Genomic DNA, 12,753 nt, shown 5'->3' with positions numbered 1-12,753 from the left:
CTAATTATTATTTTTATAACTAATAGGCCAATCATAATTTTTGACCGACTATTTTTCGATCTTATTTTCCGCTTGCATGAGTATTAAATGATTAAAAAATATAAAACACGAGATAAACTCCCGCTTGCATTTATAAACACCAATCTACCAACACACTCCAATTCCCCGTGATCACACCCGAAAGTTATAAATTGATGAGTAATCACTTGCATGGATGCAAGTTAAGCCGTGACTTCGCCATGGATGGCGAATACACGGCGCTTACGTTCACATCAATTTTTAACTTGAGGACACAGTGTGATCCTCGGGTGCGCCGAGGGATTCCAAAGGGCGGTCGGCGGCAGCCGCCCTTTGGTTGCCATCGCCAACGCGATAAAACCTCGAATAGAGGTTATTAATCCCTTTCCCAAAACCATGTAAAAATCATGGTAAAAGCGCTTTTCGCGCGAGCAAGCTGTGTGCCTACAAGCCAAAAGTCAGATATAAACTCCCGCCTTCATGCATAAACACCAATCTACCAACATACTCCAACTCCCCGTGATCACACCTGAAACGATCGTAATGATGAGTAATTTACAGCATGGATGCTGTAAAAAGCGTAGCTTGGCCATGGATGGCCTATCTACGCTGGTTACGTTCACATCATTAACGCAAGTTGAAGATCAAGTGTGATCCTCGGGTGCGCCGTGGGATTCCAAAGGGCGGTCGGCGGCAGCCGCCCTTTGGTTGCCATCGCCAACGCGATAAAACCTCGAATAGAGGTTATTAAATCCCTTTTCCCAAAACCATGTAGAAATCACGGCTCAAGCCAATTCCTACAATTTAAAAGCGCGAGGTAAACTCCCGTCTACGACACGACCTACAAATTTAAAAGCTTCGCTTTCGCGCGAGCAAGCTCTGCGCCTACAAGTTAAAGCGCGACTACAAACTACTCTGCAACCACTTGTTTAAACCGTGCGAACGTTCGCATGCTTTCATCCGCAATCATTACCTCGTAATCTGGGTTTTGAGCAATTAGCTCATATTGCCCATTGGGTAATTTATTAACTTTGCGCAGTAAATACTGCCCTTCCCCGCCTATATCATCCCGCTCTATCGCCACTATTTGGCCGCGTAGCGATCCGGCTTTATCGGACGTTATAAGCTCAAGTAATAGTAAATCACCATCAAGTATTGGGTGTTTACCGCCATTCATTGAGTTACCCGATGCGTGCGCTAAAAAATGCACTTGCGGGTCGAGCTTGCCCGCGCCAAGTGGTGCATCCATCAATTCCATATCGCTTTCATCCCCTGTTTTAAAATGCCCACAGGCTATTTTTATATTGGGGAAGTACGGCAGCTTTAATGCGTTATCAATTGATTTTAAGCTAACTTCGGGCTTAGCAACTTGATTTAACTCAGGTTGTGATGCATTTGGGAACATAAACAACTCAGCAGTTGGTTTTGCTTGTTCGAAACTGTTTTTGCCAAGCCATAATTTAGCACTGCTTGATTCGGCAACCTGATACGCCCAGTTACTTACTGCAAGCGATTTATCTGCATCGCAGTAAAAGTAAGGTTGCAGTTTATTAGTTATTTCGGCTTTATGAATATCAAGGTTTTGTTCTAGCCAGCGGTCGCGGTGAGCAAAAGCTGCGAGGTGGTCTCGCTTATTGTTATTACAATCAGCATGCGCAGCAACAAAGTTATGTGCTAAGTCGTTTGGATAGCGCTTAAAAGGAATAAAGTGATCGATCTCTGGCGTTTTTTTAGTTTCTTTTTCGTTTTTGAGATTCATTGGCTTTTGGCAGTAAAAGCAAAGCCCGTTTTGAATATCTATCAATAGTGGAGTTACCACTTTTAACGCAGTTCTGTTACTGCCAAACAAGAACTCTTGTAGCTGGCTTTGTGATCCTAATAGTGTTTGATTCGCTTTTATAGTTTGTACTTTTTCTATCCATTCAGTAACACTAAGATGTACAACCAAATCGTAAAAACGCCTAAAACACTGAGCTATACCAGCATTTAAAACAATTCGCTTGGGCTCTCTGCCTTTACCTAAAAGTATATGGGGATATAAAAAACATTCTTCTTTACCCGAAAGTAACTGTAAGCGCCAAAGAGGGCCATCGATAAATGTTCGCCTAAGAGAGCTAATTACTTGGTTATATTGTTGGTAGTTTTTGAATGCGTTGTAACTTTTCACACCTGCATTTTGTAGTTTATAAATTTCGGTGATGAACTTTGCCTGTCCTTGGCTATTTTGCTTTAACAGCATGTCTTCAGTATTAGTAATAATATCGGTAGAGTGCGCAGCGTAAGGCATTGAGTGGTTCCAATAAAGTTGAATAAATTTATCGACTAACGTGTCGATTTTTATTTCCATTGGCGCACTCTGATCTTCATTTTGCTGTTCTACGCAAATATCAGCAATAGCATGTAATAGTGCATATTTATAAGTTGCGGTGAATTCGCCCTCAACCAGCATGCGCTGAATATAGGCAATAAAGTCGAGTTGCTGCTGCATTGTACCAATCATAAAACGGGCACTGCTTTAATTAGCGCATTGAGCCATACTTCACTCTCGCGCTCTGGGCGTTGGTCAACCGTTTGCCATTGTTTTAGTATTTTAAGCTCGGTGTGGTGGGTAATTAGCGCGGTTAGGCCATCTTCATTTAAATCGGTAAATTCACGGCCATTATGCACGCGTTCTTGCGTGCCGTATTTAAACGACACATACAAAACACCGTTTGGTTTTAGGGCATTTTGCAGCTTTAAAAGCACCTGCGGTAACTCTATTTTTGGCACATGTAATAAACTGGCGCAGCACCAAATGCCGTCGTACATATTTGTACAATTAAGCTGCTGAAAGGCTTTTACCTCTACAGTTTGTTGTAAGTAATTACTGGCTAACTTTGCAATATTTTCGCTTGCATCAAACGCGCTAACAGTAAAACCTTGCTGTTTAAAATACATAGCATCGCGGGCACTGCCACAGCCAGCATCTAAAATATGGCCATGTTTAGGGATAAGCGGTAAAAACTCTGCGTAAAGCGCCGACATATCAACATTAAGCGTTGAGTCGCTAAAAGTTTGTGCATGTTGATTGTAGTAATTGAGTGTTTTAGTAGGCACTAAATTCACCGCTCCTTGGTTTATTTATTAATCTGGCATTCATTTATAACTAATCTACAGTATCAACATTTAAAAATATAGAGCTACGGCAATATATACGCCCTAAGTAGTATGTTTTTATTACAAAAAAGCACTGTTTAAAGGCTATAAACCAATGTTATTTACACTTTTACCTATTAACTCTACATCTTTGAAAGTACTAAAGTTATATAAACGCTTCGATGCTATTTGAATGAGTAGCAATAATCAAACACTTACCTTAATCCACACTAAAAACATGGCTGTTATTTACCCAGCAGTGTAATAGTATGAACACGTATTGCACCGTTCATTTATTGGTCAGCGAGGTGTACTATGTTTACTCATAAGATCGCTCTTCAGCGCTTACTAGTATAAATAATGTATTGGCTAGTGTGGCTGTGTTTAAGTACCGAGGTGTTACTTACAATGAATGTTGGGGTTAGGTGGTTATTAGCTGTACTTTTAGCGCTTTGCTTAGGCGTGCCTAGCAGTGGTTGGGCGTCGAGCGATATTAAAAAAATTGTACTGGCTACCGACACCATTGACGGGCTGGTAGAAAAAGACGGCTCTGGCCTTTACGTTGATATGCTGACTAAAATTTTTGCTGCGCAGTCGATTGAACTTAATATTATGATTGTGCCTCAATCGCGTGCTTATTGGTGGACGGCTAACGGCAATGCCGATGCTATGTTAAGTGCAAGGCAAAATGAGGTGGAGGGGTTGTACTTTCCGGTTTGGCATTACGATATTACTTTTGTGTCGGCGATGTTTAAAAAAGATCGGTTTAAAGATTGGCAAGGCGAGTATTCTTTACAAAACAGATCAGTGGGTACGTTAAGGGGCGCTAACTACAATAATTATTTGTATGTGCCGATTGATTTGCAGCAGGTTACCCAGCGAATTGAAGGCGTTAAAATGCTTAAGCTCGATAGGCTTGATTTCTTTCTAGATAACCGTAAAGCGCTGCAGCAAACCCTGATTGCTAACGCCACTGAGTTATCAAAAATGAATTTTGACCCACAGCAGTACCAAATTGAAAACATAGTCCCAATAAAGCAATACATTGCCTTTACCGATAACGCTAAAGGCCGCGAGCTAGCACAAATTTTTGATGCCGGTTTTGCTAAGTTACTTGCCAGTGGTGAGTTAGAAGCGCTTTTTATTGCTTACAACTACCTGCCTTTTCCTTTTCCACAAAATATAGACTAGAGTAGTAATTACATATTGCTGTAGTTGAGTATTTTATGAGAGTTGTATTTGGGTTAGTTCTAAGCTTAATATTGGCATTTCAATGCGTTGCACAAAGTAACCTGCCTGCTTCTAATATAGAAAGCCAACCCAGTACAGTACTACAAGCAAACACCCAGCTTAATATTCTCACCGTTGATTTAGGCACTCTTATTAGCCAGCCGCTAATACAAAGGGGCTTAGAGTTTGAACAGCAAACAGGTATTAAAGTTAATGTAACTAAGGTGCCTTTTGGTCAGTTATATAACGAAATAAGTAAAGATTTAAGCTCGCCAACCAGCCAGTACGATATTATTGCTTATGCATCGCAGTGGATGGTTGATTTTGCACAAAACAATTACCTAGAGCACCTAGACACCTACGTGAGTGCCGATCCTCTAATTCAGTGGAATGATGTATCGCGCTTTTTTAGAGATTTTAGCTCTAAATATAATGGCCAAATTTACTCTATCCCTCTCGATGGCGATATACATTTGCTGTATTACCGCCTTGATATTCTTAAAAAGTATGGCCTTACCCCACCCAGAACCTGGGATGATTACCTTGCTATTGCAAAGCAATTACATGGGGTTGATATGAATGGTGATGGCGAGGGTGACTTTGGCTCATGTATTTCTAAAAAAGCCAATGAGCAGTCGTATTGGTCGCTGCTATCTATTGCGGGTAGCTTTTTGCAAAGCAAAGGGACATCGCAGGGGATATTTTTTAACACCAAAACCATGGCACCGTTAGTAAATAACGCGGCATTTAAAAAAGCCTTAAAAATTTATAAACAAACCACCGAATTTGGCTCTGCTGACGAGCTTAACTTTGACACCAACGATGTAAGGTATGCGTTTATTAACGGGCGCTGCGCTTTAGCAATTGAATGGGGCGATATTGGCACCATGACCGTATTACCCGAATCTAAAGTAAAAAACAAAACAGGGGTAAGTATATTACCGGGGTCAACCGAGGTACTCAATCGTAAAACAGGTCAGCTTGAGCGATGTAATGCTACCCTTTGCCCATTTGCTATTGGCGATATTAACTATGCGCCTTATGCCGCGTTTGGTGGCTGGGTAGGTTCAATAAACCGCGCCAGCACTGCTGGCAAAAAAAAGCTGGCTTATGAGTACTTGTCGTATGTTGCTCAGCCTTTGCAATCTAACGAGGATGTAACCAAAGGAGCCACGGGCATGAACCCATACCGTACCTCTCAATTGGTTAATCAGCAAAGTTGGCTTAAGCAAGGGATGAGTGAAAACACCCTTCGCTTTTATTTAGGCTCTATTTCTAAAACGGTAAATAATGCCAATATTATTCTGGATTTAAGAATTTTTGAAAACAACCGTTACTTTAGAGACATACTCGACACGGAAGTAGCTAAATACTTAAGGCATAACCAAACCGTAGACCAAACGGTTGAAAACATTGAAGCCGGCTGGAATAAATTAACCGATGAAATTGGCCGTGAAAAACAATTAAAGGCTTATCGAGCGTCATTAGGCTTAGTTGCAACCCCTTAGGTACACAGTTAGAGCATATTATTAAAACTAACCACAAAGCTTTTATACAAATATGTTTTAAACTATGCTTTGTACTCGCAAAATTTGTAGCACAAATTTTATGACCAAGTCACAATCAAGCATTCACTTTAACTATTTAATTTTATGACTAATTTTCTATATTTACTACTGGGTATTGGGCTTTTAACTTTAGGCGGAGAAGGCTTAATTAGAGGAGCCTTGGCTGTAGCTAAGCGCTTTAAGTTGTCACCCTTACTAAGCGGTTTATTAATTGTAGGGTTTGGTACCTCAGCACCAGAGCTGGTTGTATCGATTGAAGCTGCCTTAAGCGGCCAAGCAGACATTGCCGTTGGTAATGTGGTGGGCAGTAATATTGGTAACATTTTGCTTATTTTGGGCTTATGTGCGGTGATCACACCACTTACTATTTCTCCTTTAGGGCTAAAACGAGATGCCTCAGTGATGTTGCTGTCTTCGGTTATTTTTAGTTTATTGGCTATTAATCATTTTATTAGTGTTACTGATGGCGTATTACTACTTTGCGCCCTCTTGGCTTATTTAATTTACACTTATAAAAGTGAGCAAGCGGCACAAGCTGAATTACATAAAGCACAAAGCACTGAAATAACAGCGTTGCCTGATTCTTTATGGTTGAGTGCAGGTTTTCTGGTCGTTGGTTTAACACTATTAATTATTGGTTCTAAGGTGTTACTAATTGGCGCTACCGGTTTAGCATTGGCTATAGGGTTATCGGAGGGGGTAATTGGCTTAACCATAGTTGCTGTAGGTACCTCGTTACCTGAGCTCACCGTCTCTGTTATTGCTGCATTACGTAAGCATGCCGATGTGGCTGTGGCTAATATTTTAGGTAGTAATATTTTTAATATGTTGGGTATTTTAGCTATCTCAGCAATATTGCAGCCATTACCGCTCAGTTCTCGCATAGTTAATTATGATCAGTGGATATTATTAGCCTGCTCTTTGCTTTTATTGCTATTTTTATACACAGGGCGACGTATTGCCCGAGTTGAGGGCGCACTATTATTAACAGCATATGTTGGCTATTTAGCGTTCTCAATTAGTCTGTAAGTAAGGCTAATTGATTTTGCTCTTTAGGGTGTGTTGACCTTAATTATTTTGCTAACAAATATGTTTAAACAGGCTAAATCTTCAACTTGGTTTATACTAAGGTGTTGTATTTTTTTAGAGTAATAAAATGCTAAAAATCGCTTTTGTTGTATTACTAATCTGTAGCTGGAACGTATTTTCCTGTACCAAAACACTCATTGTGGGCACTAATGAGCGCAACTGGCCACCCTATGTAATTGCCGTTAATGATAAGCTAACCGGCGTTGAAATTGATGTAGTAAATACGATTTTTAGCGGCTCGTCGTTTTGTTTAAAGTTTATGTTGCTGCCCACTTCTACTCGCGCTTTTGAAGAGCTAAAAGAAGGCCGTATAGATGTTATTTTTGCAGCCAGCATAACCCCAGATAGGCAAAGTTATGCCTATTTTAGCGATACTTATCGCGATGAAATAATGCGTGTATACAAGTACAGCAACTCGCCCGATATAACTAACCTAAATGATATTTTTTATAGAGACTTAACCCTCGCTATTGGCCGTGGTGGTTATTATGGCCCTGCATTTGCTCACTTTAAACAAAACCACCCTGCTCACGTTATTATGATGCCGACAGCCGATAAGCGCTTTGCTATGCTCAATAAAAATAGGGTTGATTACGCCATTGAAGACGAAGTAGCAGCGCAATATTTTATAAATCAACACCAGCATGTAGAGCCAATAACTAAAATGGCGGCCATTAATAAGAGTTCTATACATTTAATGTTGAGTAAAAAGTCTATTAACCAAGCCGAGTTACAAACTATTAATGAGTTAATTAAGCAAAATAAAAGCAACATACACGCTATTTATCAGCTGTTATAGCTTTTAAGCTTTATTCTTTTATCTTTCATCTTTGGGCGTGGATCTGTATAATTCGCGGCCTATTATTTACTCTATCGCTTGTTTATTTATGCGGCGCCTTGCTGCAGCTTAACCCTGCCATTAATTTTCTAGGATTACTTTTTTTGATCTCCACCGCAAATATTACGATGCAGTTTGGCGCAGAGCCGTTGTTTGAAAACATTTCAGCTAAATTTGGTAACGGTAACCGTTACGGTTTAATTGGCGCTAACGGCTGCGGCAAGTCGACTTTTATGAAAATTTTAAGCGGAGCACTAACACCAAGTGCGGGTAATGTGTCTATTACCCCGGGGCTAAAATTAGGTAACCTAAGCCAAGATCAGTTTGCGTTTGAGCAATACAGCGTTGTAGACGCGGTAATTATGGGCGACGTTGAGCTTTGGAAAGTAAAACAAGAGCGCGACCGTATTTATTCGTTGCCTGAAATGAGCGAAGAAGACGGCATGAAAGTGGCCGAGCTTGAAAGCGTATTTGCTGAAATGGACGGTTACACCGCTGAAAGTCGCGCAGAAGAAATACTGCTTGATGCGGGTATCGATAAAGAATTTCATTACGGTTTAATGGCAAACGTAGCCCCTGGTTGGAAATTGCGTGTGCTTTTAGCACAGGCGTTATTTGCTAATCCTGATATTTTGCTACTTGATGAGCCAACCAATAACTTAGATATTCATACTATTACGTGGCTTGCGAATGAGCTTAACCAACGTAAATGTACCATGATCATTATTTCCCATGACCGTCACTTTTTAAACTCGGTGTGTACTCACATGGCCGATATTGATTACGGCGAGCTACGTATTTACCCAGGTAACTACGAAAAGTACCTTGAAGCTTCAGGCTTACAACGCGAACAGTTATTAGCTGAAAACGCGAAGAAAAGCGCTGAAATAGATGAGCTACAAGACTTTGTTAACCGTTTTGGGGCTAACGCTTCTAAAGCAAAACAAGCCAGCTCACGCGCTAAAAAAATGGACAAAATTAAACTTGATGAAGTTAAGTCATCAAGTCGTATGAGCCCGTCTCTTAACTTTGACGAAGGCAAAAAGATGTATCGCCAAGCGCTTGAGCTAACACAACTTGGCCATGGGTTTGACGGTGAAACATTATTTACCGGTGGCGACTTATTGCTAGAAGCCGGTGCTAAATTGGCGGTTATAGGCGAAAACGGTGTGGGTAAAACCACCTTTTTACGTTGTTTAGTTAACGAACTTGAAAGCTTACACGGTGAAGTTAAATGGTCGGAAAACGCGACTTTTGGTTACTGCCCGCAAGACAGCAGCAAAGACTTTGATAACGACTTAACTTTATTTGATTGGATGTCACAGTGGCGCACCGCTAAGCACAACGATTTAATGGTTCGTGGCATGTTAGGCCGTTTATTATTTACTGCGGACGATTCAAATAAAAAAGCCCGTAACTGTTCAGGTGGTGAGAAAAACCGTTTGTTATTCGGTAAGTTAATGATGCAAGACGTTAACGTACTGATAATGGATGAACCAACAAACCACATGGATATGGAAGCCATTGAAGCGCTTAACAATGCCCTAAAAGACTTTAAAGGCACACTTATTTTTGTAAGCCATGACCGTGAGTTTGTATCGTCACTAGCAACCCGTATTGTTGATATTAAAGACAAGCAAGTAATTGACTTCCAAGGTACGTTTGACGAATACCTAGCAAGCTGCGAAGAAAATACTAAAGTTGCTTAGGTTTTAGGTTGAAAAATAGCCTAACCATTTAAAAGCGGTGCTTATTTAAGCGCCGTTTTTTTGTGCCTGTATTTCGGGGTTCGGGGTTCGGGGTTCGGGGTTCGCCAAAATTATGCTTGGTATTAATTAAAACGCAATTGGTAATTTATTTATAAAAAAGCAAAGAAAGGCTGTGTTTTTTTGCTCATTTGTACTCGCTCTTTGCTCTTTGTGCAAATAGATTTTAAGTGATTTATTCACCACAGAGATTGTGAGACGCTGCGCTTTTAGAGGAAAAAAGCAACTATCAGGGTGTAGCAGCGATTTTATATCGCGTCAGGCCAAGGTCATTGCATTTTACCCGAACCTCGTAGCCCGTAGCCTTCTCATTTACTCCTCATTTTCTTCTCTTTGTGCAAATAGATTTTAAGTGACTTATTCACCACAGAGATTAAGAGACGCTGCGCTGAAAGAGTAGGTTAAAGGATAAAGGTTTCAGGTTTTAGCACTAGCTCGCGCCTCGCAGCCCGTTACCCATTGCCCATTGCCCATTGCCCGCAGCTCGTAACTTTCAAATAATAAAAAAAAGGAGCATTACTGCTCCTTTTTAAATATTACTTAGATTTATTTAATATCAAACCTATCGGCGTTCATTACTTTTACCCATGCGTTTATGAAGTCATGTACAAAACGGGTTTTGTTGTCGTCTTGCGCATAAAACTCTGCCAATGCACGGAGGATTGAGTTTGAACCAAACACTAAATCAACCCGCGTAGCCGTGTACTTGGTTTTACCGCTTGCGCGATCAACTATGTTGTACTCGCCTTTACTTGCAGGTTCCCAGCGGTTGTTCATGTCAGTTAAATTAACAAAGAAGTCGTTACTCAGTACGCCTACGTTGTCGGTAAAAACGCCATGCTCACTATTACCATAGTTAGTGCCCAGTACGCGCATACCAGCTAGTAACACACTCATTTCTGGCGCGGTAAGCCCCATTAATTGGCTGCGCTCTAGTAATAGCTCTTCAGCGGATACGGCATAGTCTTTTTTCAACCAGTTTCTAAACCCATCATGAATTGGCTCAAGCACATCAAATGACTCTGCGTCGGTCATATCATCAGTTGCATCGCCACGCCCTGGGGCAAATGGTACGGTTATATCAACCCCAGCCTTTTTAGCCGCTTGCTCTACCGCAGCGGTGCCGCCAAGTACAATTAAATCAGCCATGCTAACAGGCTTAGTTAAACCCGCTTGCAGTGTTTCAAGTGCGCTAAGTACTTTAGCTAAACGCGCTGGCTCGTTACCTTGCCAGTTATTTTGCGGCGCTAGGCGAATACGCGCGCCATTAGCACCACCACGGTGATCAGAGCCTCTGTAAGTTCGCGCGCTATCCCATGCTGTATTAATTAAGTCGGTTTCACTTAATCCACAATTAACTAGTTTCACTTTTAAATCGGTTATTTCAGCGTCGCTTAGGGTGTAATCAACCGCAGGTATTGGATCTTGCCAAATTAAATCTTCGCTTGGCACATCGGCACCTAAATAGCGTGATTTTGGCCCTAAATCACGGTGGGTTAACTTAAACCATGCGCGAGCAAATACGTCAGTAAAGTACTCAAAATCGTTATTAAAGCGCTCAATAATTTTACGATATGCAGGGTCTAGCTTCATTGCCATATCCGCATCGGTCATTATTGGGTTTAAACGAATTGATGAGTCTTCCACATCAACGGGTTTATCTTCTTCTTTAATATTAACCGGCTCCCACTGGTGTGCACCGGCAGGGCTTTTGGTTAGCTCCCATTCGTAATTGAGCAACAATTTACAATAGCCGTTGTCCCATTTGGTTGGGTAGGTTGTCCATGCGCCTTCAATACCTGAGGTCATGGTATCGCGGCCAATGCCACGCGTTTTATGGTTATTCCAGCCTAGGCCTTGCTCGTGCACGTCGGCAGCTTCTGGCTCTGGGCCTAAGTTTTCTTCTTTACCGTTACCGTGGGTTTTACCTACCGTATGCCCGCCAACTGTTAGCGCCGCGGTTTCTTCGTCGTTCATTGCCATACGGGCAAAGGTTTCGCGGACTTGATCTGCGGTTTTAAGTGGATCGGGCTTGCCATTAACCCCTTCTGGGTTTACATAAATTAAGCCCATTTGTACTGCTGCTAATGGGTTTTCCATGGTATCGGGTTTATCAACCTGGGTATATCGCTCATCACTTGGGGCCAGCCATTCTTTTTCTGCACCCCAGTAAACGTCTTTTTCTGGATGCCAAATATCTTCACGGCCGCCAGCAAAGCCAAAGGTTTTCAGTCCCATTGATTCATACGCCATATTACCAGCTAAAATCATCAGATCAGCCCATGAAAGCTTATTACCGTATTTCTTTTTAATTGGCCACAGCAAACGGCGAGCTTTGTCGAGGTTGGCATTATCAGGCCATGAATTAAGTGGAGCAAAACGTTGATTACCTGTACCGCCACCGCCTCGGCCATCCGCTAAACGGTACGAGCCCGCAGCGTGCCATGCCATACGGATCATCAGGCCACCATAGTGCCCCCAATCTGCTGGCCACCATGGTTGGCTTTGGGTCATTAAGTTTTTCAGGTCGGTTTTAAGTGCTTCTAGATCGAGTGAGTTAAAAGCGTCGGCGTAATTAAAGTCGCTATTGTAGGGGCTAGTTTTACTATCGTGCTGATGGAGAATGTCTAAATTAAGTGAGTTTGGCCACCAATCTGTATTGGTGTTTTCGGTTGTAGTATTACTGCCGTGCATAACCGGGCATTTACCCGCTTTATGATTATCCATATTGAGCTCCTTTTAAAAAATAAATAAAAACGCCTATGCTTACTGTTATTGGCAATCACCAATTGGGAGCGTTCTTATGTATGGTCTCTACTTATTCAATATACTTGTAGCTGCTTTTATACGCTAGGGCAAAGTAATGCTTTAAAACGATTACAATCATTTATAAATATGATGATGTTGCCAGCGGTGTGCTTAGTGCAAAATGAATATTAAAACTTTTTATAAAATAGATGATCGTTATTAAAAATAGCCACGTAATGTATGCTGAAGGGTTTGAAAGTGACTTAGGTTTTCTTAAGTGCACAATGGAATACCCCCCTTCGCCATGAAATTATAGTTATAAAAGGTGTATAAGTTACTTATGCACCTTTATTTCTTCCTT

The 12,753-nt window shown here is 41.3% G+C and carries 8 protein-coding genes; 5 read left to right on the top strand and 3 right to left on the bottom strand.

Features of this window, described 5'->3' with window-relative positions; translation table 11 throughout:
• Positions 1 to 928: 928 nt before the first annotated feature.
• A complete protein-coding gene (locus tag AC27JR_RS01390; RefSeq protein ID WP_487172528.1) occupies positions 929 to 2,518 on the bottom strand; it encodes a S24 family peptidase in 1,590 nt (529 codons plus the stop codon).
• On the bottom strand, positions 2,515 to 3,114 hold the full coding sequence (locus AC27JR_RS01385; RefSeq protein WP_487172527.1) for a class I SAM-dependent methyltransferase: 600 nt from the start codon (positions 3,112 to 3,114) through the stop codon (positions 2,515 to 2,517). The genes AC27JR_RS01390 and AC27JR_RS01385 overlap by 4 nt, the downstream gene beginning before the upstream one ends.
• Positions 3,115 to 3,513: 399 nt before the next feature.
• Here AC27JR_RS01385 and AC27JR_RS01380 point away from each other — a divergent pair, with 399 nt between their 5' ends.
• From AC27JR_RS01380 to AC27JR_RS01360, 5 genes are all read left to right on the top strand, one after another.
• Positions 3,514 to 4,344, top strand: a complete 831-nt coding sequence (locus tag AC27JR_RS01380; RefSeq protein WP_487172526.1) for a substrate-binding periplasmic protein — start codon at positions 3,514 to 3,516, stop codon at positions 4,342 to 4,344.
• 35 nt (positions 4,345 to 4,379) lie between these two features.
• Complete coding sequence (locus tag AC27JR_RS01375; protein ID WP_487172525.1) at positions 4,380 to 5,891, top strand: ABC transporter substrate-binding protein; 1,512 nt, start codon at positions 4,380 to 4,382, stop codon at positions 5,889 to 5,891.
• Positions 5,892 to 6,035: 144 nt separating this feature from the next.
• Positions 6,036 to 6,980 (top strand): calcium/sodium antiporter, encoded by a 945-nt coding sequence (locus AC27JR_RS01370; protein ID WP_487172524.1) that lies wholly within the window; start codon positions 6,036 to 6,038, stop codon positions 6,978 to 6,980.
• Between the two features lie 127 nt (positions 6,981 to 7,107).
• Entirely contained in the window at positions 7,108 to 7,839 is a 732-nt protein-coding gene (locus AC27JR_RS01365) for a substrate-binding periplasmic protein (protein ID WP_487172522.1), read from the top strand.
• A gap of 143 nt (positions 7,840 to 7,982) precedes the next feature.
• Positions 7,983 to 9,587 carry an ABC-F family ATPase gene (locus tag AC27JR_RS01360; RefSeq protein ID WP_487172521.1) on the top strand — a complete coding sequence of 535 codons (1,605 nt, stop codon included), beginning with the start codon at positions 7,983 to 7,985 and terminating at the stop codon, positions 9,585 to 9,587.
• A gap of 603 nt (positions 9,588 to 10,190) precedes the next feature.
• On the opposite strand, the gene katG is transcribed toward AC27JR_RS01360, so the two are convergent.
• The gene (gene katG, locus AC27JR_RS01355) at positions 10,191 to 12,371 is read right to left on the bottom strand and encodes a catalase/peroxidase HPI (protein ID WP_487172520.1); all 2,181 of its coding nucleotides are present in this window, start codon (positions 12,369 to 12,371) and stop codon (positions 10,191 to 10,193) included.
• Between the last annotated feature and the right edge of the window lie 382 nt (positions 12,372 to 12,753).

It is taken from the genome of Pseudoalteromonas sp. NH0006-26, from assembly GCF_057552415.1.
This window is presented reverse-complemented; position numbering and strand designations above follow the sequence as displayed.

Bases quoted from the DNA above. Each gene is read 5' to 3' on its own strand.
- AC27JR_RS01375 (WP_487172525.1), top strand. From the start codon at position 4,380: ATGAGAGTTGTATTTGGGTTAGTTCTAAGCTTAATATTGGCATTTCAA.
- AC27JR_RS01370 (WP_487172524.1), top strand. From the start codon at position 6,036: ATGACTAATTTTCTATATTTACTACTGGGTATTGGGCTTTTAACTTTA.
- AC27JR_RS01380 (WP_487172526.1), top strand. From the start codon at position 3,514: ATGTATTGGCTAGTGTGGCTGTGTTTAAGTACCGAGGTGTTACTTACA.
- AC27JR_RS01390 (WP_487172528.1), bottom strand. From the start codon at position 2,518: ATGATTGGTACAATGCAGCAGCAACTCGACTTTATTGCCTATATTCAG.
- katG (WP_487172520.1), bottom strand. From the start codon at position 12,371: ATGGATAATCATAAAGCGGGTAAATGCCCGGTTATGCACGGCAGTAAT.
- AC27JR_RS01365 (WP_487172522.1), top strand. From the start codon at position 7,108: ATGCTAAAAATCGCTTTTGTTGTATTACTAATCTGTAGCTGGAACGTA.